21 protein-coding genes are annotated in these 23,826 nt (G+C 71.3%); 13 read left to right on the top strand and 8 right to left on the bottom strand.

What is annotated here, in order from left to right; all coding sequences use genetic code 11:
- The first annotated feature begins 19 nt into the window (after window positions 1–19).
- Both ABTY15_RS20535 and ABTY15_RS20530 read left to right on the top strand, forming a co-directional pair.
- Complete coding sequence (locus ABTY15_RS20535) at window positions 20–1,018, top strand: glycosyltransferase family 2 protein (protein ID WP_350593783.1); 999 nt, start codon at window positions 20–22, stop codon at window positions 1,016–1,018.
- A gap of 101 nt (window positions 1,019–1,119) precedes the next feature.
- A complete protein-coding gene (locus ABTY15_RS20530) occupies window positions 1,120–2,061 on the top strand; it encodes a YihY/virulence factor BrkB family protein (RefSeq protein WP_350593770.1) in 942 nt (313 codons plus the stop codon).
- A gap of 30 nt (window positions 2,062–2,091) precedes the next feature.
- Here the strand turns inward: ABTY15_RS20530 and ABTY15_RS20525 are convergent, their stop codons facing one another.
- Window positions 2,092–3,321: a D-alanyl-D-alanine carboxypeptidase family protein gene (locus ABTY15_RS20525; RefSeq protein WP_502893548.1), complete on the bottom strand. Its 1,230-nt coding sequence runs from the start codon at window positions 3,319–3,321 to the stop codon at window positions 2,092–2,094.
- 117 nt (window positions 3,322–3,438) lie between these two features.
- On the opposite strand from ABTY15_RS20525, the gene ABTY15_RS20520 reads away from it, so the two are divergent.
- On the top strand, window positions 3,439–3,699 hold the full coding sequence (locus ABTY15_RS20520) for an SCO4848 family membrane protein (protein ID WP_350593758.1): 261 nt from the start codon (window positions 3,439–3,441) through the stop codon (window positions 3,697–3,699).
- Between the two features lie 91 nt (window positions 3,700–3,790).
- Window positions 3,791–5,407: a hypothetical protein gene (locus ABTY15_RS20515; protein WP_350593752.1), complete on the top strand. Its 1,617-nt coding sequence runs from the start codon at window positions 3,791–3,793 to the stop codon at window positions 5,405–5,407.
- 58 nt (window positions 5,408–5,465) lie between these two features.
- Here the strand turns inward: ABTY15_RS20515 and ABTY15_RS20510 are convergent, their stop codons facing one another.
- The 4 genes from ABTY15_RS20510 to sdhC are packed head-to-tail and all read right to left on the bottom strand — an operon-like array spanning window position 5,466 to window position 8,901.
- A complete protein-coding gene (locus tag ABTY15_RS20510) occupies window positions 5,466–6,239 on the bottom strand; it encodes a succinate dehydrogenase iron-sulfur subunit (protein WP_350593744.1) in 774 nt (257 codons plus the stop codon).
- Window positions 6,239–7,981, bottom strand: a complete 1,743-nt coding sequence (gene sdhA, locus ABTY15_RS20505; protein ID WP_350593736.1) for a succinate dehydrogenase flavoprotein subunit — start codon at window positions 7,979–7,981, stop codon at window positions 6,239–6,241. The genes ABTY15_RS20510 and sdhA overlap by 1 nt, the downstream gene beginning before the upstream one ends.
- Before the next feature lie 39 nt (window positions 7,982–8,020).
- Window positions 8,021–8,512: a succinate dehydrogenase, hydrophobic membrane anchor protein gene (sdhD, locus tag ABTY15_RS20500; RefSeq protein ID WP_350593725.1), complete on the bottom strand. Its 492-nt coding sequence runs from the start codon at window positions 8,510–8,512 to the stop codon at window positions 8,021–8,023.
- An 8-nt stretch (window positions 8,513–8,520) separates the two neighbouring features.
- Window positions 8,521–8,901 carry a succinate dehydrogenase, cytochrome b556 subunit gene (sdhC, locus tag ABTY15_RS20495; RefSeq protein ID WP_350593709.1) on the bottom strand — a complete coding sequence of 127 codons (381 nt, stop codon included), beginning with the start codon at window positions 8,899–8,901 and terminating at the stop codon, window positions 8,521–8,523.
- A 213-nt stretch (window positions 8,902–9,114) separates the two neighbouring features.
- Between sdhC and ABTY15_RS20490 the strand changes: the two genes are divergently transcribed.
- Window positions 9,115–9,942 (top strand): hypothetical protein, encoded by an 828-nt coding sequence (locus tag ABTY15_RS20490; RefSeq protein WP_350593700.1) that lies wholly within the window; start codon window positions 9,115–9,117, stop codon window positions 9,940–9,942.
- 40 nt (window positions 9,943–9,982) lie between these two features.
- Here the strand turns inward: ABTY15_RS20490 and ABTY15_RS20485 are convergent, their stop codons facing one another.
- The 3 genes from ABTY15_RS20485 to ABTY15_RS20475 form a co-directional block, all read right to left on the bottom strand.
- Window positions 9,983–10,651 carry a 2-oxo-4-hydroxy-4-carboxy-5-ureidoimidazoline decarboxylase gene (locus ABTY15_RS20485; protein ID WP_502893547.1) on the bottom strand — a complete coding sequence of 223 codons (669 nt, stop codon included), beginning with the start codon at window positions 10,649–10,651 and terminating at the stop codon, window positions 9,983–9,985.
- A 131-nt stretch (window positions 10,652–10,782) separates the two neighbouring features.
- Window positions 10,783–12,447 carry an alpha/beta hydrolase gene (locus tag ABTY15_RS20480; RefSeq protein ID WP_350593695.1) on the bottom strand — a complete coding sequence of 555 codons (1,665 nt, stop codon included), beginning with the start codon at window positions 12,445–12,447 and terminating at the stop codon, window positions 10,783–10,785.
- A gap of 68 nt (window positions 12,448–12,515) precedes the next feature.
- Window positions 12,516–13,271: an SDR family NAD(P)-dependent oxidoreductase gene (locus tag ABTY15_RS20475; protein WP_350593686.1), complete on the bottom strand. Its 756-nt coding sequence runs from the start codon at window positions 13,269–13,271 to the stop codon at window positions 12,516–12,518.
- 143 nt (window positions 13,272–13,414) lie between these two features.
- Here ABTY15_RS20475 and ABTY15_RS20470 point away from each other — a divergent pair, with 143 nt between their 5' ends.
- The 8 genes from ABTY15_RS20470 (at window position 13,415) to ABTY15_RS20435 (ending at window position 23,826) form a co-directional block, all read left to right on the top strand.
- On the top strand, window positions 13,415–15,004 hold the full coding sequence (locus tag ABTY15_RS20470) for an acyl-CoA mutase large subunit family protein (protein ID WP_350593681.1): 1,590 nt from the start codon (window positions 13,415–13,417) through the stop codon (window positions 15,002–15,004).
- A 185-nt stretch (window positions 15,005–15,189) separates the two neighbouring features.
- Window positions 15,190–16,446, top strand: coding sequence for an amidohydrolase (locus ABTY15_RS20465; protein ID WP_350593675.1), 1,257 nt, complete (start codon window positions 15,190–15,192; stop codon window positions 16,444–16,446).
- A 234-nt stretch (window positions 16,447–16,680) separates the two neighbouring features.
- A complete protein-coding gene (locus ABTY15_RS20460) occupies window positions 16,681–17,739 on the top strand; it encodes a BMP family lipoprotein (protein ID WP_350593671.1) in 1,059 nt (352 codons plus the stop codon).
- 346 nt (window positions 17,740–18,085) lie between these two features.
- A complete protein-coding gene (locus tag ABTY15_RS20455) occupies window positions 18,086–19,609 on the top strand; it encodes an ABC transporter ATP-binding protein (RefSeq protein ID WP_502893551.1) in 1,524 nt (507 codons plus the stop codon).
- A gap of 2 nt (window positions 19,610–19,611) precedes the next feature.
- Entirely contained in the window at window positions 19,612–20,775 is a 1,164-nt protein-coding gene (locus tag ABTY15_RS20450) for an ABC transporter permease (protein ID WP_350593663.1), read from the top strand.
- Window positions 20,772–22,037, top strand: a complete 1,266-nt coding sequence (locus ABTY15_RS20445; protein WP_350593656.1) for an ABC transporter permease — start codon at window positions 20,772–20,774, stop codon at window positions 22,035–22,037. The genes ABTY15_RS20450 and ABTY15_RS20445 overlap by 4 nt, the downstream gene beginning before the upstream one ends.
- The gene (locus ABTY15_RS20440; protein ID WP_350593651.1) at window positions 22,034–22,438 is read left to right on the top strand and encodes a cytidine deaminase; all 405 of its coding nucleotides are present in this window, start codon (window positions 22,034–22,036) and stop codon (window positions 22,436–22,438) included. The genes ABTY15_RS20445 and ABTY15_RS20440 overlap by 4 nt, the downstream gene beginning before the upstream one ends.
- A 110-nt stretch (window positions 22,439–22,548) precedes the next feature.
- Window positions 22,549–23,826, top strand: coding sequence for a thymidine phosphorylase (locus tag ABTY15_RS20435; protein WP_350593645.1), 1,278 nt, complete (start codon window positions 22,549–22,551; stop codon window positions 23,824–23,826).

Genomic DNA, 23,826 nt, shown 5'->3' with positions numbered 1-23,826 from the left:
GGCCACTACGCTGGGCCCCGTGCCCCGCTTCAGCGTGATCGTCCCCGTGTACCAGGTCCAGGACTACCTCGCCGAGTGCCTCGACTCGGTGCTCGGCCAGGGCGGCCCCGACTTCGAACTGATCGCGGTGGACGACCGCTCCCCGGACCGCTGCGGCGAGCTGCTCGACGAGGCGGCCGCCGCCGACCCCCGGGTCCGGGTGCTGCACCTGCCGGAGAACGTCGGCCTCGGTCGGGCCCGCAATGCCGGCCTGGAGGTCGCCACCGGCGACTACGTGGTCTTCCTCGACAGCGACGACACCCTCACCCCGAACCTGCTCAAGGCCGTCGACGACCGGCTCGCCGCCACCGGGGACCCGGACGTCCTGGTCTACGACTACGCGCGCACCTACGTCGACGGCCGGATCGTCCGGGCCGCCTCCGCGCACGTCTTCGGCGCCGCCTCCCCGGACGTCTTCGACCTCGCCGCCCGCCCCGACCTGCTCGACCTGCTCCAGGTCGTCTGGAACAAGGCCTACCGCCGCGGCTTCATCACCGAGCAGCGGCTGGTCTTCCCGGCCGGCTACTACGAGGACACCCCCTGGACGTACCCGGCGCTGCTCGCCGCGGCCCGGATCACCCTGCTCGACGAGGTCGGCGTGCACTACCGCCAGCGCCAGGAGGGCGGGAACATCCTGGCCACCGCGAGCCGCAAGCACTTCGACGTCTTCGCCCAGTACGACCTGGTCTTCGCCTTCCTGGACGGCCGCCCCGACCTCGACCACTGGCGCCCGGTGGTCTACGGCCGGATGCTGCACCACCTCAACACCGTGGTCTCCAAGCCCGGCCGGGTCCCGCCGGGCGACCGCCGCGAGTACTTCCGCCGCGCGGCCGCGCACTGCGCGCGGCTGCGGCCGGCCGGCTACCGCCCGCCGGCCGGGGTGGACGGCGTGCGCACCGAACTGCTCAGCCACGGCCGCTACGGCGCCTACCAGGCCGTCCGCGCCCTCGCCCGGGCCCGCCGGCTGGTCCGCCGCTAGGGTCCGTCGGCGGGCGCTGCCGCCGGGGTCCGCCGTTGACCCGGACGGCGTACGCCGAGTCCGGCCCCCGGCCGGGGGGACGGGCCGGTATAACCGGTCGCGTGGACTTCCTGACCCGACTTCCGGTCATCGGCCCGCTCGTGGCCCGGGTGCTGCGCAGCCGGCCGTACCGGGTGTACGAGCACTTCAGCACCGCCCGCGGCAACCGGCTGGCCGGCGCGGTCACCTTCTTCGGCTTCCTCGCGCTGTTCCCGCTGCTCACCGTGGGCCTGGCGATCGCCGCCGCGACGCTCAGCGACAGCCGGGTCGCCGAGATCCAGAAGCACATCTCCGACCAGCTGCCGGGCATCTCCGACGCGCTCAACCTGCCGTCCCTGGTGGCCAACGCGGGCGCCGTCGGGCTGGTCAGCGGGGCGCTGCTGCTGATCTCCGGCCTCGGCTGGGTGGACACCATGCGCACCTCGATCCGGGACATCTGGCAGCTGCCCCAGGAGGACGGCAACCCGGTGCTGCGCAAGGCCTGGGACGTGCTGGTGCTGGGCGGCCTCGGCCTGGTGTCGCTGGTCTCGCTGGCCGCCTCCGCCGCCGGGACGACACTGGCCGGCCGGATCGCCGACTGGATCGGCCTGAGCAGCGGCGGCTACCTGTTCACCGGGGTCGGCCTGCTCATCGCGGTCGCCTGCGACACGCTGCTGTTCGCCTACCTGTTGGCGCCCTTCCCCGGGATCGTCGGCCAGCGCCGACGCGACGTGTTGCAGGGCGCGCTGATCGGCGCGGTCGGCTTCGAGGCGTTGAAGATCCTGCTCGCCTCCTACCTCGGCTCGGTGGCCGGCAAGAGCGTGTACGGCGCCTTCGGCGTGCCGGTGGCGCTGCTGCTGTGGATCAACTTCGTCTGCCGGCTGCTGATGTTCTGCGTCGCCTGGACGGCCCTGGCCGACCCGGAGGCCGCCCGGCAGCGCACCCGCGCGCACGGGCTGGCCCTGGTGGCGGCGGCCGACGAGGCGGAGCAGGGCGGGAACGCGCCGGCCCGGCCTCGTCACTGAGGCCGGGCCGGGCCGCCGGGCGCCCGCCGGTCAGTCGGCCGCCGGTCCGCCGGCCGCCCGACGGCGCCGCAGCAGGACCACCGCCACCACGCCGCCGCCGGACAGCGCCACCGCGACGGTCAGCCAGCCGGTCAGGCCGAGGCCGTCCGCCGCGGCGGGCTCGGCGGCCCGGGCGGCGGCGGGCGCGGTGGTGGGCTGGGCGGTCGGCGAGGGGTGCGGCGGGGGCGCGGGCGTACCGGCGGTGCCGCCGGCCTGGCCGGTCGGCTCGGCGGCACCGGCCGGCAGCTCGTCCACCAGCCGGCCGACCGGCTGGACCTTGTCGGCCGCCGCGAAGCCCCAGTCCAGCAGAGCGGCCGTCTCGTCGTACACCTTCTGGTACGAGGCCGGGTGCATCACGGTCACCAGCAGGGTGCGGCCGTTGCGCTCGGCGGCGCCGACGAAGGTCGAACCGGCGTTGGTGGTGGTGCCGTTCTTCACCCCGATCAGGCCGGGGTACTTGCCCAGCAGCCGGTCCGTGTTGGCGATCCCGAAGCTGCCGCGCTGCCCGTTCTTGTCGACGGCACCGGGGAACAGCGCGTCGCGGGTGGCGCAGTACATCCGGAAGTCCGGGTTGCGCAGCCCGGCCCGGGCGAACAGCGTGAGGTCGTAGGCGGAGGACACCTGCCCGTCCATGTCGTAGCCGTCCGGGGAGATCACCCGGGTGTCCCGGGCCTGAAGGCCGTCGGCGCGCGCCTGCATCTCGGCGACGGTCTGCGGGACGCCGCCGTTCATGTGCGCCAGGACGTGCACGGCGTCGTTGCCCGAGCTCAGGAACACCCCGCGCCACAGGTCCTCGACCCGGTACTCCAGGTTCTCCTTGATGCCCACCAGGCTGCTGCCGGCGCCGATCCCCAGGATCTCCTCGTCCGCGACCTTGTGGACCAGGTTGCGGTCGAACTTGGGCAGCACGGTGTCGGCGAAGAGGATCTTCAGGGTGCTGGCCGGGGGCAGCCTCAGATGCGGGTTGTAGGCCGCCAGCACCTCGCCTGACACCGCGTCGGAGACTATCCAGGACTGACCGGTGAGGTCCCCCGGCAACGCGGGCGCGCCGGCCAGCGGGGCGACCTGGACCCCGGGGAGCCCGAGCCGCTCGCCGCCGATCGCGGCGGGCGGAGGCGGCGCGTACGGTGCGGCGACCGCCCCCGGGGCGGTGAGCAGGACCGGCAGGACCGCGGCGGCCGCGGCGAACAGGTGCGCGAACTTGTGACGGCGTGTGGGCACCAGCAGACCGTACCCATTCCGGACCCCCGACGTCCGCAGCAGGGCCCCGCCGTACGCCGATCGGCGGCCCACGCATACTGGCTGTGCACACCACCTCCACACCCCGCCGAGGACCCCATGAAGCTCAGCCGCCGCACCTCCTGGTTCCTGACCGCCTTCGGCGTCTGGTCGATCATCATCTGGACGACCTTCGTCAAGAACCTCTGGAAGGACTCCGGCGGCCAGGCCTTCACCAACGGCGACCACTCCCAGCCGACCGCCTTCTTCTGGATCCACCTCCTCCTCGCCGTCACCTCCTTCACCCTCGGCATCGCCGTCGGCACCATCGGCCTCCGCGGCCTCCGCGCCACCCGCCGCACCACCCCGGCCACCGACTGAAATCCCCGTTGCTGCTGTCAGGCCCCCCTGGCAGGATCTCCACCGCTTGATCGCGTGTTCGGGTGATCTCGATACAAGGGGTGGGGATCTGATGAAGCACCTGCATGTCCGCAGGCTCGGCGGGGCCGCTGCGGCGGCCCTGGCCGCCGGGCTCGTCGCGGTACCGACCTCGGCCGTGGCCGATGCCGCCGGGCCGGCCGTCCTCGGTACCGGCCAGGGCGTCGAGCACCGCACCAGCGCCTGCGGCCCGACCGGCGACCCGACCTGGATCGGCCGGACCATCAGCGGCCCGGCGCTCAGTGCCAAGGTCACCGGCACCGGCGCCCGGTTCGGCGTCTGGGACGTGACCACCGGAGCCGAGGAGCCGGTGTTCACCGGCGAGGCCCAGGCCTACGTCCAGGAGGCCGGCATCACCGTCCCCGGTCTGCTGGACGGGCACAGCTACGCCTGGCACGCCTGGGCGCTACAGGGAACGCAGACCTCCGCCCCCTCGGCGGACTGCCACTTCACGCTGGACACGACCAGCCCGACCGTCACGGTCGGCTCGACCGACTTTCCGGCGAGCGGCAAGGCCACCAAGTACGCGGGCCAGACCGGCACCTTCGTCCTCAAGGGAGCCGACCAGGCCCCGGCCGGCGGCGAGACCTCCGGCGTCGCCTGCTTCCGGTACGGCTTCGGCATGCTCGGCGTCGCCGGCTGTGACGCACCCGACGCCGTCACGCCCGAGGACGACGGCACGGCGACCGTCAACCTGCGGGTCCTGGACTGGGGCACCAACAACCTCAACGTCCAGGTGATCGACAACGCGGGCAACGTCAGCGCGGCGTCCTACACCTTCTACGCCCCGTCGAACCCGAACCCGCCGCACACCCTCGGCGACGTCGACGGCGACGGAGTCGCGGACATCGTGCTGCCCGACGCGCAGGGCAACCTTCAGTACATCAGCGTCAATGCGGGCGACACCACGCCCAACTCGACGATCAGGGCCGTGAGCTCGCCCGACCGGACGAGCTGGTCGACCTACCAGGTGGCCCATCGCGGCTGGTCGGACACCCACGCGCCGTCCTCGGACGACTTCTTCCTGCACAGGCCCGGTGAGGGATACCTCTACCTGTACCAGAACGCCGACTACGGCTCCTTCACCGGTGGCCTCACCGGAGCACGGCGCTCGCGCAGCTGCGTCGACGAGGCGGGCACGAAGGTGGCCTGCCCCGCGGACTACGCCGCCGACTGGTCGAAGGCGGACCAGATCGTCGCCCTCGGTCCGATCGACGCCTCGGACTCGCCGTCCCTGCTGACCCTGGAGGGCGGCAACCTCTGGCTGCACGCCGGTGGCAACTTCGCCTACGGCTGGCAGGAGGTCCGCAAGCTCACCAGCACCGGTGACTGGGGCGGCTACGACCTGATCGCCCCCGGCCCGGACGCCGCCGGCAACCTCGCCCTGTGGGCCCGGGACCGGGCCACCGGGCAGCTGCACGCCTACCCGATCCCGAAGAAGGCCGACGGCACCTTCGACTTCGCCGCCCTCGCGAACCCGAAGGCGAACGTCGTCGCGACCGGTTTCAGCACGGCCGCCTACCCGACGCTGGGCAGCTCGGGCGACGTGGACGGCGACGGCACGCCCGACCTGTGGGCCGTGAACGCCGACCGGCACCTGGTGAACTTCGCCGGCTGGAGTGAGCCGCAGGACTACGGCGTCCTCCGCTGACGGCACGACGAAGGGCCCCGTCCGGGTGGACGGGGCCCTTCGTCGTGGTCAGGCGGGGTCAGAAGCGGCGGGTGACCAGGGCGCGCTTGACTTCCTGGATCGCCTTGGTGACCTCGATGCCGCGCGGGCAGGCCTCGGAGCAGTTGAAGGTGGTGCGGCAGCGCCACACGCCCTCACGGTCGTTGAGGATCTCCAGGCGCTGCTCGGCACCCTCGTCGCGCGAGTCGAAGATGAAGCGGTGCGCGTTGACGATGGCGGCCGGGCCGAAGTACTGGCCGTCGTTCCAGAAGACCGGGCAGGACGACGTGCACGCGGCGCACAGGATGCACTTGGTGGTGTCGTCGAAGCGCTCGCGGTCCTCGGCGGACTGCAGGCGCTCGCGGGTCGGCTCGTTCCCCTTGGTGATGAGGAACGGCATGACGTCCTTGTACGCCTGGAAGAACGGGTCCATGTCCACGACCAGGTCCTTGAGGACCGTGAGGCCCTTGATGGCCTCGATCGTGATCGGCTTCTCCGGGTCGACGTCCTTGATCAGGGTCTTGCACGCCAACCGGTTGCGGCCGTTGATCCGCATGGCGTCGGAGCCGCAGATGCCGTGCGCGCAGGAACGGCGGTAGGTGAGGGTGCCGTCCTGCTCCCACTTGATCTTGTTGAGCGCGTCCAGGACGCGCTCCTTCGGGTCCATCGTCAGCTGGTAGTCGACCCACACCGGGTCCGGGTGCTCCTCCGGGTTGAACCGGCGGATCCGGAAGGTGACGGTGATCAGCTGGGTGGCACCGGCCTCGGCCGCGTCCAGAGCGGCCGAGTGCTTCTCCACGGTCGGAGTGCTCATCAGTACTTACGCTCCATCGGCTGGTAGCGGGTCGTGACGACCGGCTTGTAGTCGAGGCGGATGGAGGTGCTGCCGTCGGCCGCGACCTCCTGGTACGCCATGGTGTGCTGCATGAACTTCACGTCGTCACGGGTCGGGAAGTCCTCGCGGTAGTGGCCGCCGCGCGACTCCTCGCGGGCCAGCGCGGAGACCGCCAGCACCTCGGCCAGGTCGAGCAGGTTGCCCAGCTCGACGGCCTCCAGCAGGTCCGTGTTGTAACGGAAGCCCTTGTCCTGGATGGAGACGTTCTTGTAGCGCTCGCGCAGCGCGGCGATGTCCTCGACCGCCTGCTTCAGGGTGGCGCCGGTGCGGTACACCATCGCGTTGGCGTCCATGGTCTCCTGCAGCTCCTTGCGGATCTGCGCCACGGACTCGGTGCCGGTGGACTCGCGCAGGCCGTCGACGAGCGACTGGACCTTCTCGGCCGGGTTCTCGGGCAGCTCGGTGAAGTCCACCGTCTGCGCGTAGTCGGCGGCGGCGATGCCGGCCCGCTTGCCGAAGACGTTGATGTCCAGCAGCGAGTTGGTGCCGAGGCGGTTGGCACCGTGCACGGACACGCAGGCGACCTCGCCGGCCGCGTACAGGCCCGGGACGATGTCGGTGTTGTTGCGCAGCACCTCACCCTCGACGTTGGTCGGGATGCCGCCCATGGCGTAGTGCGCGGTGGGCTGGATCGGGATCGGGTCCGTGTAGGGCTCGATGCCGAGGTAGGTGCGCGCGAACTCGGTGATGTCCGGGAGCTTGGCGTCCAGCTGCTCCGGCGGCAGGTGGGTGAGGTCCAGGTAGACGTGGTCGCCGTCCGGACCGCAGCCGCGGCCTTCGCGGATCTCGGTGTAGATCGCGCGGGAGCAGACGTCACGGGACGCGAGGTCCTTCATGACGGGGGCGTAGCGCTCCATGAAGCGCTCGCCGTCCTTGTTGCGCAGGATGCCGCCCTCGCCGCGGGCGCCCTCGGTGAGCAGGATGCCCATGCGCCAGATGCCCGTCGGGTGGAACTGGAAGAACTCCATGTCCTCCAGCGGCAGGCCGCGGCGGTAGACCAGGGCCTGGCCGTCACCGGTGAGGGTGTGGGCGTTGGAGGAGACCTTGAAGAACTTGCCGGTGCCGCCGGAGGCGAACACGACCGACTTGGCCTGGAAGACGTGGATCTCGCCGGTGGCCAGCTCGTAGGCGACGACGCCGGCCGTCTTGCCCTCGTTGATCAGCAGGTCGAGGACGTAGAACTCGTTGAAGAACTCGACGCCGTGCTTGACGCAGTTCTGGAACAGCGTCTGGAGGATCATGTGGCCGGTGCGGTCGGCCGCGTAGCAGCTGCGGCGGACCGGGGCCTCGCCGTGGTTGCGGGAGTGACCGCCGAAGCGGCGCTGGTCGATCCGGCCCTGCTCGGTGCGGGAGAAGGGCAGGCCCATCTTCTCCAGGTCGAGGACGGCGTCGATGGCCTCCTTGCACATGATCTCGGCGGCGTCCTGGTCGACCAGGTAGTCACCACCCTTGACCGTGTCGAAGGTGTGCCACTCCCAGTTGTCCTCCTCGACGTTGGCGAGGGCGGCGCACATGCCGCCCTGGGCCGCGCCGGTGTGGGACCGGGTGGGGTACAGCTTGGTCAGGACCGCGGTGCGGCTGCGCTGGGTCGACTCGATGGCCGCGCGCATGCCGGCGCCACCGGCGCCGACGATGACGGTGTCGTACTGGTGAATCTGCATGGGGGGTTAACTCGCCTCTGGCCTCTGCCGATTGCCCGATTAGATGTTGGGGTCGAAGGTGAAGATCACCAGGGTCCCGAGCAGCACGGTGAAGACCGTGGCGGTACCCATGAGGCCCTTCAGCCAGAGCCGGGTCGAGTCCTTCTCGGCGTAGTCGTTGATGACCTGACGCATGCCGTTGGCGCCGTGCAGCATGGCGAGCCACAGCATCAGGAGGTCCCAGACCTGCCAGAACGGCGAGGCCCAGCGGCCGGCCACGAAGGCGAAGCCGATCTTGGAGACGCCGCCGTCGAGCACCAGCATGATCAGCAGGTGGCCGAGGATCAGCACGACCAGGACGACACCGGACAGGCGCATGAAGAGCCAGGCCAGCATCTCGAAGTTGGTGCGGGTGCGGCGCGGGGTCTTCTTGGTCCGCTGGCGCGGGGGCTCGATGACGAACGCGTCGGCCGGGTTGCCGGTGCCGAGGCCCTTGCCGGTGTGCGCCTGCGCGGAGGGGACCACCAGGGCGTCGGAGATTTCCGTGGACATGTGTCAGCTCACTTCCCGAACCAGGAGATCAGCGTGTGCTGCAGGATCCCGTAGAAGGAGCCGGCCATCAGGAGCACCCAGACGCCGACGACGGTCCAGAGCATCTGCTTCTGGTACTTCGGGCCCTTGGCCCAGAAGTCCACCGCGACGACCCGCAGGCCGTTCAGGGCGTGGAACAGGATGGCGGCCACCAGGCCGTACTCCATCAGGTTCACGAGCGGCGTCTTGTACGTCTGAATGACGGTGTCGTACGCCTCGGGCGACACCCGCACCAGCGCGGTGTCCAGGACATGGGCGAACAGGAAGAAGAAGATGAGGACGCCGGTGACTCGATGAGCCACCCAGCTCCACATGCCTTCCCGGCCGCGGTACAGCGTTCCAGCCGGCACGGAAAAACCCTCCGGAAGCGATTGGGGGCTCGGCCGGCTTCGGTGTCGGTCAGCCCGGCCGGGTACGGTCCACCGGCCGCGAGCATCCTATCGACGCCTTCTCGCGAACCGCCTCCGGGGGCCTCAGGTGTGATCAATCAGGCACGACTGGCCTAGTTCGGCGGGAACCAAAGCACGATCGGTCGCGCTGGGTGACGGTCCGGCTGCGCTACGGTGGCGCCCCGCTCCCGCACCGAGCCCGCCGCCGACACCCCTGCCGAGGCCCCCGTGCCGCTCCGCCCCGCCCGACCGTCCGCCGTCCTCCCCGTCTGCGCGCTGCTGCTCGCGGTGGGCTGCACCACGGTCGACGGCGCCTCCGTCGACCGGGCCGCGCCCGGGCGCGAGCTGTCGGCGGCCGAGCTGCGGGCGGCCGCGCTGACCGACGCCGACCTCGGGGCGGGCTACACGGTGACGGTGATGACGCCCGGTCACGGTGACACCGGGACGGGCGCCGGGCGGGAGGTCGCGGACGTCCCGGCCTGTCAGCCGCTGCTGGACGCGGTGACCCCGGCCGGCTCCGCGGGCGCCGCCCCGGCCTCGCCGGCCCCGGGCTACCCGTACGCGGAGACGGACCTGAGCGTGGCCCGGGCGGCCGACCCCCGGGGCGGGGTGTACGGCGGGTTGCTCGGCTACCGGTCCGGGCGGGCCGCCGGCCTCCAGGGGGAGCTGGAGCGGCTGTTCGGCCCGTGCGCCTCGTTCACCTCGACGGCCTCGGCGCCGCCGGCCGAGAAGCAGGGCCGGCGGGAGCCGATCCGGACCAGGCACCGGCTGCGGCGGGAGGACACGCCCACTCCCGGGGGAGCGGACGCGGCGACCGGATTCACCCTCACGAATGAATCGGGTACGGCGGTGCTCTCCCAGCGGGCGGTGCTGGCCCGGGTCGGCCCGGTGCTGGCGGTGTTCACCACCTTCGGCGTGGCCACCGAGCCGGCCACCGCGCCGGACGAGCGGATCGTGCGGCAGCAGGTGGCCAAGCTGCGCGCCGCGCAGGCGCGGAGGTAGCGGAGGAGCGGGTCACTCGGCGGGTCACACAGTGCACCGCTCAGCGCGCCGCGGCCTCCGAATGGGTGGCGACCAGGTGCTCCAGCCGGGTGAGGGCGATCCGGCGCAGCTCGTCCGCCGCGATCAGCCGCTCCTCGTCCGGGTCGTTGGCCAGCCGGGTGCGGATCGAGGAGAGCACGGTGTCGAGCATCTCCTCGGGGGCCACGCCCTCCAGGCAGACCACGAAGACGTGGCCGAACCTGGCCTCGTACGCCGCGTGGGCGGCCCGCAGCGCGGTGTGCGCCGCCTGGCTGCCCGGCGCCCGCATGCCGAGCAGCGGCTGCGGCATCCAGCTCTCGTCGGCGAGCGCCTCGGCGAGGTCGGCCGGGCGGAGGTCGTAGGACGCCTCGCTGGCGGCGGCCAGCAGGGACTCTATGTCGGGGTACGGCCGGTGCGCGGTGAGCCGCAGGGCCCAGCGGTGGCTGCCGCAGCACGCCAGCAGGGCCTCCTCGGCGGCGCCCACGTCGGCCTCGTTGAAGCGGTGCAGCCCGAGGAGGGTCGGTTCGGATTCGGGTTCGAGCCGCTGCGGCGGGATGTCGCTGGCCAGCGGGTCCTCCTCGTGAGGGCGGGAAGGTGCCGGTGGGATGGGGTGGAGCAGCTGAAGTATGGGGGCTGCGGGGAGGCTTTCGGCGCCCGCCGAGCAGCGGCTCAACGGTAGTTGAGCGCTCATCAGTTGGGGAGGGCGCACGCGGAATTCATCCGAACGAGCTATCAAGTTGTGACGTTGACACCTTCCTGTCAGCGCCCTCCCCGCCTTCGTCTGCTAATCGCCGCGCGGCGCCCCCCGGAGGGCGCCCCGGCTCAGGAGCAGCGGGTGCCCGCGGCCGGCATGGTCCCCTCGGTCAGGTAGGCCTCCAGCGCCTGGTCGATGCAGGCGTTGCCCTTGCCGAAGGCGCCGTGGCCCTCGCCCTCCCGGGTGAGCAGGGTGGCGTTGGCGAAGCCCTTGGCCAGCGACTCGGCGGAGGCGTACGGGGTGGCCGGGTCGCCGGTGCTGCCGACCACCAGGATCGGGGCGGCGCCCTCGGCCCGGATGGTGTGCGGCTTCTCCTGGGTCTTGAACGGCCAGTAGGCGCAGCCGGGCTCGCTGTAGTCGTCCACCGTGACGTCCTTGGCCAGCAGCGGCGCCTCGGCCTTCAGCTTGGCGACCGCGGCCTGGGCGCGCTCCGGGGACGGCGCGGGGCGGGCGACGTCGGCGCAGCTGATCGCGCCGTTCGCCTCCTCCAGCGGGCTGTAGTGCCCCTTCTCGTCGCGGCCGTTGTAGGCGTCGGCGAAGGCCAGCAGGTAGTCGCCCTTGTCGCCCTTCATCGCCCAGCCGAGCCCGGCGCGCAGGTACTTCCAGGACTTCTGCTCGTCGCCGTAGAGCATCGAGATGGTGCCGGTCCAGCCCAGGTCGCGGCCGAGCTTGCGGCCGTCCTTGGTGGTCATCGGGTGGTCGTACAGGCCGTCCAGGAAGTCGGCGGCCTTCTGGGCGGCCTTCTCCGGGTCCTTGCCCAGCGAGCACTCGTCGGCGTGGTTCTCGACGCAGTCCCGGGCGAAGCGCTCGAAGGACTTCTCGAACCCGATCTGCTGGTCCACGCCGTGGTCGAGGCTGTCCTGGGCGGGGTCGACGGCGCCGTCCAGGACGAGCCGGCCGGTGTTCTTCGGGAACTCCTCGGCGTAGAGCGCGCCGAGGTACGTCCCGTAGGAGATGCCGAGGTAGTTGAGCTTCTTGTCGCCGACGGCCGCGCGCAGCACGTCCAGGTCGCGGGCGGTGTTGCGGGTGCCGACGAAGGGCAGCAGCTTGCCGGACTTCGCCTGGCAGGCGGCGGCGTGCGCGGTGGACTGCTTGACGCGCTCGGCCTTGTGGGCCGCCGGGTCGAGCGGGGTGTCCAGCTGGTTGGCCGCGTCGTGCTGCTGGTCGTCGTAGCAGACGACGGGCGAGCTGTCGCCGGTGCCGCGCGGGTCGAAGCCGACCACGTCGAAGCGGTTGTGCAGGGCGCCGGCGAACTCCTTGGCGCCGTACTTCACCATGTCGACCCCGGACTCGCCCGGGCCGCCCGGGTTGACCATGAGCGAGCCGACCCGCTGGTCCGGCTTGGCGGCCGGGAGCCTGATCAGCGCGATGTCGAGCGCGTCGGCGGCGGGGTTGGCGTAGTCGAGCGGGACGTGCAGCTTCCCGCACTGCATCGCGGATATGTCGATCTTGGCCTTCTCGGCCTGCGGGTCGGCCGGGCAGTCGGCCCAGGCGATCTGCTGGCCGTAGAAGGGCTTGAGCGCCGGGTCGGCCTCGCCGGTGGGCTTGGGGGTCGGCGTCGGGGTGGCCGTGGGCGTGGCCGAGGGGGTGGCGGCGGTGCTGGTGGCCGGGCTGGCGGCGGCCTGGTCCTGGGCCGGCTTGGCGGTGTCGTCGCAGCCGGAGGCGAGCAGCAGGGCACCGGCCGCCAGCGCGGTCACCAGGCCCCGTGGGCGGGCGGCCCGAAAGGTAGTCATCGCACGTGTGTACCACTGGCGGGTGACGCAGTGGATCACCACCCCCGGGCCGCTCGACCGGACCCGGATCAGGCCCGGTGGACCTTGTGGTTGGCGGCCTGCGCCCGGGGCCGGACGACCAGCAGGTCGATGTTCACGTGGGACGGCCGGGTGACCGCCCAGGCGACGGTGTCCGCGATGTCCTCCGAGGTCAGCGGCTCGGCCACGCCGGCGTACACGGCGGCCGCCTTGGACTCGTCGCCGCGGAAGCGGGTGATCGCGAAGCCCTCGGACTTCACCATGCCGGGGGCGATCTCGATCACCCGGATCGGCTCCCCGCACAGCTCCAGCCGCAGCGTCGCGGCGATGGTGTGCGCGGCGTGCTTGGCGGCGACGTACCCGCCGCCGCCCTCGTACGCGGCCAGCGCGGCGGTCGAGGAGAGCACCAGGACGGTGCCGTCGCCGGTGGCCCGCAGGGCCGGCAGCAGCGCCTGCGTCATGTGCAGCACGCCGAGCACGTTCACCTCGTACATCGCCAGCCAGTCGGCCGGGTCGCCCTGCTCGACGCTCTCGGCGCCGACCGCCCCGCCGGCGTTGTTCACCAGGACGTCCACCCGGCCGACCTCGGCCGCGAAGGCGTCCACGGCGGGCCGGTCGGTGACGTCCAGGGTGATCGCTCTGGCCGAGCCGCCGCCGGCGACGATCTCCTTGGCCAGTTCCTCGATCCGCTCGGTCCGCCGGGCGGTCAGCACCACGTCGAAGCCCTCGGCGGCCAACCGGCGGGCGGTCGCCGCGCCGATCCCGCTGCTGGCACCGGTGACCACGGCCACCTTCTGCTCGGTCATTGCCACTCCCTGGGGGCTGGTCGGTCAGGTTCGCACGTTCGGTCGTTCACCCGATCATCTCAACCGCGTCTCCGCCGCTGCCCGCCGGTCACGTCCTACATTGCCAGCGAGTGCTCCCGCCCGCCGATCCCGTGGAGAGACCCATGGCAGCCGAGCCGCGCCGCGCCGAGTCAGGCTTCCCGATCGAGCCGCTGTACGGCCCCGAGGCCCTGGCCGGCTGGGATCCGGCCACTCGGCTCGGCCGGCCGGGCGAGTACCCGTACACCCGGGGCGTCTACCCGACGATGTACACCGGCCGCCCGTGGACGATGCGCCAGTACGCGGGCTTCGGCACCGCCGCCGAGTCCAACGCCCGCTACCGGCAGCTGATCGCGGGCGGCGGCACCGGGCTGTCCGTCGCCTTCGACCTGCCGACCCAGATGGGCTACGACTCCGACGCGCCGCTCGCGGCCGGCGAGGTCGGCAAGGTGGGCGTCGCCGTCGACAGCGTCGAGGACATGGCCGTGCTGTTCGACGGCATCCCGTTGGGCGAGGTGTCCACCTCGATGACCATCAACGCGCCCGCCGCCCTGCTCCTGCTGCTGTACCAACTGGTCGGCGAGGCCCAGGGGGTGGCGCCCGCCCGGCTCACCGGTACGGTCCAGAACGACGTGCTGAAGGAGTACGTCGCCCGCGGCACCTACATCTTCCCGCCGGGGCCCTCGCTGCGGCTGGTCGCGGACGTCTTCCGGTACTGCCGGGCCGAGATCCCGCGCTGGAACACCATCTCCATCTCCGGCTACCACATGGCCGAGGCCGGGGCGGACCCGGCGCAGGAGATCGCCTTCACGCTGGCCAACGGCATCGCCTACGTGCGCACCGCGATCGCCGCCGGCATGGCCGTGGACGACTTCGCCCCCCGGCTGTCCTTCTTCTTCGTGGCCCGCACCACGCTGCTGGAGGAGGTCGCCAAGTTCCGCGCGGCCCGCCGGATCTGGGCCCGCGTGATGCGCGAGGAGTTCGGCGCCCGGGATCCGCGCTCGCAGATGCTGCGCTTCCACACCCAGACCGCCGGGGTGCAGCTCACCGCCCAGCAGCCCGAGGTCAACCTGGTCCGGGTCTCGGTGCAGGCGCTCGCCGCGGTGCTCGGCGGCACCCAGTCGCTGCACACCAACAGCTTCGACGAGGCGATCGCGCTGCCCACCGAGAAGGCCGCCCGGCTGGCCCTGCGCACCCAGCAGGTGCTCGCCCACGAGACCGACGTGACCGCCACCGTCGACCCCTTCGCCGGCTCCTACGCGGTGGAGGCGCTGACCGACGAGGTGGAGGCCGCCGCGCTCGCGCTGATGGCCCGGGTCGAGGAACTGGGCGGCGCGGTGGCCGCGATCGAGGGCGGCTACCAGAAGGGCGAGATCGAACGCACCGCCTACCGCCTCCAGCAGGAGACCGACGCCGGCGAACGGACGGTGGTCGGGGTCAACCGCTTCCGGCTGGACGCCGAGGAGCCCTACCAGCCGCTGCGGGTGGACCCGGCGATCGAGCGGCAGCAGGCCGAACGGCTGGCCCGGCTGCGCGCCGGGCGGAGCTCCGCGGCCGTCGTCCGGGCGCTGGACGGGCTGCGCCGCACCGCCGAGGGGACGGAGAACGTGCTGTACCCGATGCGCGACGCGCTGGCCGCCCGGGCCACCGTCGGCGAGGTCTGCGACGCGCTGCGCGGGGTCTGGGGCACCCACCGGCCGGTGGAACGCTTCTGAGTGCGCGTCAAGCCCGGGGTGGCCGTGACCACCGGGCCGGGTGATCGTTGCACAGGACAAGCAACCCCGGGGAAGGCGGCTGAAACGAGATGTCATACCCACCTGTCCAGCCGGTATGCGCCCATCCGGGGACGAGTTTTGCGGAAGTCGGGCCAAATCCCCCCAACAGGCCTACCCTTGTTGAGATGAACCGTCCTGAGCCCGCTCAGCCGGGCGCCACTCTGGCCACCGCACGCCCCACCGCCGAACTGCGCGCCCGGGTGAGGGGGCTGGAGGCCGAGCTGATCGCCTTCCGTCGTGATCTGCACCGGCACCCGGAGCTGGGCCGCCAGGAGTTCCGCACCACCGGACTGCTCCGGGACCGCCTGACGGCGGCCGGGCTGACCCCCCGGGTGCTGCCCGGCGGCACCGGGCTGATCGTCGACATCGTCCCGGCCGGGACGGCCCCGGGCGCCGGGTTCCTGGCCTTCCGCGCCGACATCGACGCGCTGCCGATCGACGACGCCAAGACCGGGGTGCCGTACCGCTCGACCGTCCCGGGCCGGGCCCACGCCTGCGGCCACGACGTGCACACCTCGGTGGTGCTCGGCACCGCCCTGGTGCTGGCCGAGGCCGCCCGCGGCGGCGAGCTGCGCCGCCCGGTCCGGCTGTTCTTCCAGCCGGCCGAGGAGGTCATGCCGGGCGGGGCGCTGGACGTGATCAAGGCCGGCGGGATGGACGGCGTCGACCGGATCTTCGCGGTGCACTGCGACCCCAAGGTGGAGGTCGGCCGGATCGCCCTGCGCACCGGGGCGATCACCTCGGCCTGCGACCGCCTGGTGCTGCACCTGGACGGCCCGGGCGGCCACACCGCCCGCCCGCACCTGACCACCGACCTGGTGACGGCGGTCGCCCGGATGGCCGCCGACCTGCCGGCCGCGCTGGCCCGCCGGATGGACCCGCGTTGGGGCGTCAGCCTGGTCTGGGGCCGGATCGCCGCCGGCTCGGCGCCGAACGTCATCCCGCAGCACGCCGAACTGGAGGGGACGGTCCGCTGCCTGGAGCTGGACGGCTGGCGCGAGGCGCCGGACCTGCTGCACGAGCTGATCGCCAAGCTCGCCGAGACCTACCGGGCCAAGTGGACGCTGGACTACCACCGCGGGGTGCCGCCGGTGGTCAACGAGGCGGTCTCGGTGGAGCTGCTGGACGCGGCGATGAACGCGCGCTTCGGCCGGGACGGCCGTGAGGTGGTGGAGGGCACCGAGCAGAGCCTGGGCGGCGAGGACTTCTCCTGGTACCTGGAGCACGCCCCGGGCGCGCTGGCCCGGCTCGGCGTCCGCGCCCCGGGCGACACCACGGTGCGCGACCTGCACCAGGGCCGCTTCGACGTGGACGAGCGGGCGATCGGCATCGGGGTGGAGCTGTTCGCGGCGCTGGCGCTGGAGGGACCGGACGGGCACTGAGCGGCGATCTGTCCAGTTTGTCATCATTTGGGCTTTATTCGTGGTTCCGTAAACTGGGCGCCACCAGTTCGCAGCCACCGTCCGCGCACGGGAAAGGAGCCTCGGGGCGACCGTCAGACCACGGTTTGATAACAACCCGAATGCTCCGGCAGCCCGTAACACAACCGTGTTCTACGCGCGTTACGGTGGCGTCCGACCACGCTAAATGGGTGCGTGTGAGAAGGAGATACTCCCTTGCGCCGTTCAATGAAGCTCGCCGCGGTTGTGCTCTCGGGTTCCCTGGGCATGGCCTCGCTCGCCGCTTGCGGCGCAAAGAGCACTGACAACGCCTCCTCCAGCTCTTCCGAGGGCTCGCTCAAGGTCGGCATGGCCTACGACATCGGTGGCCGTGGCGACCAGTCGTTCAACGACTCCGCCGCCCGCGGTCTCGACAAGGCCAAGTCCGACCTCGGTGTCTCGGTGACCGAGGCCGACGCCAAGGCCGGCGAGGCCGAGGCCGACAAGGAGACCCGCCTCAAGAACCTGATCGACGGCGGTTACAAGACGATCATCGCGGTCGGCTTCGTGTACCAGCCGGCGGTCAACAAGGTCGCCAAGGACCACCCGGACGTCAAGTTCGCGATCATCGACTCGAACGACAAGGACCAGCCGTCCAACGTCACCTCGCTCGTCTTCGCCGAGCAGGAGGGTTCGTACCTCGCCGGCGTCGCCGCCGCGAACAAGTCCAAGGCCAAGCACGTCGGCTTCATCGGCGGTGTGCAGACCGAGCTGATCAAGAAGTTCGAGGCCGGTTACAAGGCGGGCGTCAAGTCCGTCGACCCGAACATCGTGGTCGAGACCACCTACCTCACCACGCCCCCGGACTTCTCCGGCTTCGCCTCGCCCGACAAGGGCAAGGAGGCCGCCCAGGGCCAGCTCGACAAGGGCGCGGACGTCATCTACTCCGCCGCCGGCTCCTCCGGCAACGGCGCCATCGAGGCCGTCGCCAACAAGCAGGGCGCCCTGGCCATCGGTGTCGACTCCGACCAGGCCAGCCAGCCGGCCCTGTCGAAGTACAAGAACAGCATCCTCACCTCGATGGTGAAGAACGTCGACAACGCGGTGTACTCGTACATCGACTCGGTCAAGAAGAACCAGCCGTTCACCGGCATCAAGCTCTTCGACCTGAAGGCCGACGGTGTCTCCCTCGCCACCACCGGTGGCAAGATCGACGACATCCAGGACAAGCTGAAGGCCGCTGCGGACGCCATCAAGTCCGGTGCGACCCAGATCCCGACCACGCCGGCCCAGTAAGGTCCGCGCGTCAAGGACGTCGCTGCGACTGCCGCCCGCCCGGCAGCGCGATGATTGACACAGCATCACGGGAGGGGCCCGGCAGGGTGCGCTCAACGCGTACCCCCGGGCCCCGTCCTGTCCCCACGTCTTCCCTTGGCCCTCCCAGCGCAACGACGCGCCTCCAGACCACCAGGAGATCGCCATCACCGCATCCGATCCCGTCCCCCTGCGCAAGGACGGAACCCCCAGCGCGGGGACGGCGACACCGGCCGTCGAACTGCGCGGCATCACCAAGCGCTTCCCCGGCGTCGTGGCCAACCACGACATCAACCTGACCGTCCGCGGCGGTACCGTGCACGCCCTGATGGGCGAGAACGGCGCCGGCAAGTCGACGCTGATGAAGATCCTCTACGGCATGCAGAAGCCGGACGAGGGCACCATCGCGATCAACGGCGAGCAGTGCGAGTTCAACACCCCCGGCGACGCCATCTCCCGCGGCATCGGCATGGTCCACCAGCACTTCATGCTGGCCGACAACCTGACCGTGTGGGAGAACGTCGTCCTCGGCGGCGAGAACATCCACGGCATCGGCGCCAAGGCCAAGGCGAAGATCAAGGAGATCTCCGACCAGTACGGCCTGGGCGTGCGCCCGGACGCCCTGGTCGAGGACCTCGGCGTCGCCGACCGCCAGCGCGTCGAGATCCTCAAGGTGCTCTACCGCGGCGCCAAGATCCTCATCCTCGACGAGCCCACCGCCGTCCTCGTGCCGCAGGAGGTCGACGCGCTGTTCGACAACCTGCGCGAGCTCAAGTCCGAGGGCGTCACCGTCATCTTCATCTCGCACAAGCTGCACGAGGTGCTGGCGGTGGCCGACGCGATCAGCGTCATCCGCCGCGGCACCACCGTCGGCGACGCCGACCCGAAGGCCGTCACGGCCCGCCAGCTGGCCGAGATGATGGTCGGCGCCGAGCTGCCCTCCCCGGAGAGCCGCGAGTCGACCGTCACCACCACCGAGATGCTCGACGTCCAGGGCCTGCGGATCGCCAAGACCGACGCCGAGGGCATCGAGCGCGTCGTGCTCGACGACATCTCGCTGCGGATCCACAAGGGCGAGATCCTCGGCATCGCCGGTGTCGAGGGCAACGGCCAGGCCGAACTGGTCGAGGCCATCATGGGCATGCTGCCGCTGGACGCCGGCGCCATCACCCTGGACGGCAAGGACCTCTCCGGCTCGCTCACCCGCGACCGCCGCGAGGCCGGCATCGGCTACATCCCCGAGGACCGGCACCGCCACGGCCTGCTGCTGGAGGCGCCGCTCTGGGAGAACCGGATCCTCGGTCACGTCACCGAGGAGCCCAACTCCAAGGGCCTGCTGCTCGACCCCGCCGCCGCCCGCAAGGACACCTGGCGGATCGTCGAGGCGTACGACGTCCGTACCCCCGGCATCGAGGTCACCGCGGCCTCCCTCTCCGGCGGCAACCAGCAGAAGCTGATCATCGGCCGCGAGATGAGCCACCAGCCCAAGCTGCTGATCGCCGCGCACCCCACCCGGGGTGTGGACGTCGGCGCGCAGGCGCAGATCTGGGAGCACATCCGGACCGCGCAGCGCGAGGGCCTGGCCGTCCTGCTGATCTCCGCGGACCTGGACGAGCTCATCGGCCTCTCCGACACCATCCGGGTCATCTACCGCGGCCGCCTGGTCGCCGACGCCGACCCGGCCACCGTCACCGCCGAGGACCTCGGCACCGCGATGACCGGTGCGGCCCGTGGCCACATCGAGTCCGTGGAGGACGACCTCACCGCGTTCCACAAGGAGCTCGCCGAGGGCACCCAGGCCGAGGGCACCGATCCGTCCGACACCGCCGACGACCCGCAGGCGGGGGAGTAAACATGACCAGTCCCAACCCCGCCACCGCCAAGCCGAGCCTGGTGAAGCGGATCAGCGGTGAGCGGATCGTGCTCGCACTGGCAGCGCCGGTGCTCGCGGTCGTGCTGTCCGTGGTGATCTGTTCCGTCCTGCTGGCGACCTCGGGCAAGAACCCGTTCGAGGCGTGGAACGTGATGATCACGTACGCCACCAAGGCGGACGGCCAGGTGGCGATCCTCAACCGCGCCACCACCTACTACCTGGCCGCCGCGGCCGCCGCGTTCGGGTTCCGGATGAACCTGTTCAACATCGGCGTCGAGGGCCAGTACCGGGTCGCCGCGCTGTTCACGGCCTACATCGGCAGCCAGATCGACCTGCCGTCGATCATCCAGATCCCGCTGCTGCTGGTCACCGCCATGCTGGCCGGTGGTCTGTACGCCAGCATCGCCGGCGCGCTGAAGGTCTTCCGCGGCGTCAGCGAGGTCATCTCGACCATCATGCTGAACGCGATCTCGATCGCGATCGTCGGTCTGCTGCTGGTCCCGGGCATCTTCGCCCCGAAGCAGGGCACCACCAGCAACTCGATCCAGACCGCTCCGGTCTCCGAGTCCAGCCACTTCTTCTCGTTCGACACGGCCGGCGGCGTGCTCTGGGGCTTCCTGTTCATCGCCGTCCTGGTCGGCGTGGCCTTCCAGTTCACCCTGACCCGGACCCGCTTCGGCTTCGACCTGCGCGCCACCGGCCGCTCGGAGTCCGCGGCCACCGCGTCCGGCGTGAACGTCAAGAAGATGGTCATGATCTCGATGGCCGTCTCCGGCGGTCTGGCCGGTCTGATCGGCCTGCCCGAGCTGCTGCAGAACTCGTACACCTTCGGCCAGAGCTTCCAGAGCGGCCTCGGCTTCCTCGGCATCTCGGTCGCCCTGCTCGGCCGGAACAGCCCGATCGGCATGGCCTTCGCGGCCCTGCTGTTCGCCTTCCTCGACGCCACCGGCAACCAGCTTCCGCTGCCCAAGAACGGTGAGTTCCCGTTCGAGATCGTCGCGGTCATGCAGGGCACCATCGTCATCTGCGTCGTCGTCGCGTACGAGCTGGTGCGCCGCTACGGCCTGATCCGCCAGCAGAAGAAGGTCGGCGCCGAGCTCGCCGCCCAGCTCGCGGCCACTGAGAAGAAGGAGGTGTCCGCGTGAGTACGGCAACTGCCGCCCGTCCGAAGGCGCCGGGCGCGCCCGCGAAGAAGCGCAAGCTGTCCTGGCCGGTGGTGCTGCTGCTGATCGCGGGTGCCCTGGTCCTGTTCTCCGCCGTGGGCATGGCCACCGGCAACCACTCGCTGACCTCCTCCGGTCAGATCACCGCCGCGCTCAGCGCCGCCGTGCCGATCGGCATGGCCGGTCTGGGTGGTCTCTGGTCCGAGCGGGCCGGTGTGGTCAACATCGGCCTCGAAGGCATGATGGTCGCCGGCACCTTCTGCGGCGCCTGGGCCGGGTACCTGGTCAACCCGTGGTTCGGCCTGGTGGCCGGCATGCTCGGCGGTGCGCTCGGCGGCCTGCTGCACGCGATCATCACCGTGACCTTCGGCGTCGACCACATCGTCTCCGGCGTCGGCATCAACCTGCTGATCCCCGGCATCTGCGCGTACGTCAACCGGATCTACTACAAGGACTACATCTCGGTGGGCGCCGGTGCGAACCAGTCCCCGCCGGCCGATCCGCTGCCGTACATGACCATCCCGGGCCTCTCCTCCGGCCTGAAGGACATCGAGAACCACCACTGGTTCTTCGTCTCCGACGTGGCCGGCGTGCTGGGCGGTCTGGTCACCAACATCTCGGTGGTCGTGCTGCTGGCCGGCGCGCTGATCGTGGTCAGCTACTTCGTGCTCTGGCGCACGGTGTTCGGCCTGCGGCTGCGCTCCTGCGGTGAGAACCCGACCGCGGCCGAGTCGCTGGGCGTCAACGTCTACAAGTACAAGTACTACGCGGTCGTCGCCTCGGGTGCCTTCGCCGGCCTCGGCGGCGCGTACCTCTCGCTGGTCGCGGCGCACTTCTACAAGGACGGCCAGACCCTCGGCCGAGGCTTCATCGGCCTCGCCGCGATGATCTTCGGCAACTGGATGCCCGGCGGTCTCGCCATGGGCGCGGGCCTGTTCGGCTTCACCGACAGCCTCCAGCTGCGTGACCCGGAGTCGGTGCACGTGCTGATCCTGATCGTCGGCATCGCGATGGCGCTGCTCGCCCTCTGGCAGCTGTACCGGCGCAAGTTCACCGGCGCGGCGATCGCCGTCGTGGTCTCGGTGGGCCTGATCGCCTGGTACTCGCTCACCGACCAGGTGCAGCGTCCGCTGATCGTCGCCACGCCGTACGTGATCACCCTGGTGGTGCTCTCGCTGGCCTCGCAGCGACTGCGGCCGCCGAAGGCGGACGGCCAGATCTACCGCAAGGGTCAGGGCAAGTGACGACGTCCCCGCAGGCCTCCGCGATCGACTGGGAGCGGCTGCGCGCGGCCGCGCGCGAGGCGATGAGCCACGCGTACGCCCCGTACAGCAAGTTCCCGGTCGGTGCGGCGGCGCTGGTGGACGACGGGCGGCTGGTCACCGGCTGCAACGTCGAGAACGCCTCGTACGGGCTCGGGCTGTGCGCCGAGTGCGGACTGGTGTCCGCGCTGCACGCCACCGGTGGCGGCCGGCTGACCGCCTTCACCTGCGTCGACGGCTCGGGTGAGCTGCTGATGCCGTGCGGGCGCTGCCGTCAGCTGCTGTACGAGCACGGCGGGCCGGAGCTGCTGGTCGAGCTGCCCTCGGGCGTCCGGCCGATGAGCGAGGTCCTGCCGGACGCGTTCGGGCCGGAGCGGCTGTAAGCCGGAGCGGCTCTAGCATCTGTATTTGTTACGCGCGTAGAGTGTCGCGAGTAGGCCGGAACCCGGTCATCTCGCGACACTCTTCGCTTTTTGAACCTCTGGGAGCACGCATGGACGCCATCTCCGTCATCAGGACCAAGCGCGACCGCGGAGAGCTGAGCGACGCTCAGATCGACTGGGTCATCGACGCCTACACCCGCGGCGAGGTCGCCGACGAGCAGATGTCCGCCCTGGCCATGGCGATCCTGCTGAACGGCATGAACCTGCGGGAGATCAGCCGCTGGACCGACGCGATGATCCGCTCCGGCGTCCGGATGGACTTCTCCTCGCTCGCCCAGCCCACCAGCGACAAGCACTCCACCGGCGGCGTCGGCGACAAGATCACCCTGCCGCTGGCCCCGCTCGTCGCCGCGTGCGGTTCCGCCGTCCCGCAGCTGTCCGGCCGCGGCCTCGGCCACACCGGTGGCACCCTCGACAAGCTGGAGTCCATCCCCGGCTGGCGGGCCCTGCTCTCCAACGAGGAGATGCTCCAGGTGCTGCGCGACACCGGCGCGGTGATCTGCGCCGCCGGCGACGGCCTGGCGCCCGCCGACAAGAAGCTGTACGCGCTGCGCGACGTCACCGGCACCGTCGAGGCGATCCCGCTGATCGCCTCCTCGATCATGTCCAAGAAGATCGCCGAGGGCACCGGCTCGCTCGTCCTGGACGTCAAGGTCGGCTCCGGCGCGTTCATGAAGAACCTCGACGACGCCCGCGAGCTCGCCCGCACCATGGTCGGCCTGGGCACCACGGCCGGGGTCAACACCGTCGCCCTGCTCACCGACATGTCCACCCCGCTCGGCCTCACCGCGGGCAACGCGCTGGAGGTCCGCGAGTCGGTCGAGGTGCTGGCCGGCGGCGGCCCCGCCGACGTCGTCGAGCTCACCCTCGCGCTGGCCCGCGAGATGCTCGCCGCGGCGGGCGTCCACGGCAAGGACCCGGCCGACGCGCTGCGCGACGGCTCCGCGATGGACCACTGGCGCCGGATGATCGCCGCCCAGGGCGGCGACGTCGACGCCCCGCTCCCGGTCGCCCGCGAGCAGCACGTCATCCCCGCCCCGGCGTCGGGCGTGCTGACCAGGCTCGACGCGTACGCGGTGGGCGTCTGCGCCTGGCGCCTCGGCGCCGGCCGCGCCCGCAAGGAGGACCCGGTCCAGGCCGGCGCGGGCGTCGAGATGCACGCCAAGCCCGGCGACACCGTCGTGGCCGGCCAGCCCCTGCTGACCCTGCACACCGACACCCCGGAGCGCTACGACTACGCCATCGCGGCCCTGGAGGGCGGCATCGAGGTCGCCCCGGCGGGTACGGCGTTCACCCCGAACCCGATCGTGCTGGACCGCATCGCGTGA

It is taken from the genome of Kitasatospora sp. NPDC097643 (assembly GCF_040302625.1).
In the GTDB taxonomy this organism is placed as follows: domain Bacteria; phylum Actinomycetota; class Actinomycetes; order Streptomycetales; family Streptomycetaceae; genus Kitasatospora.
The sequence above is the reverse complement of the archived record's forward strand: the minus strand, read 5'-3'. Positions and strand labels throughout refer to the sequence as shown.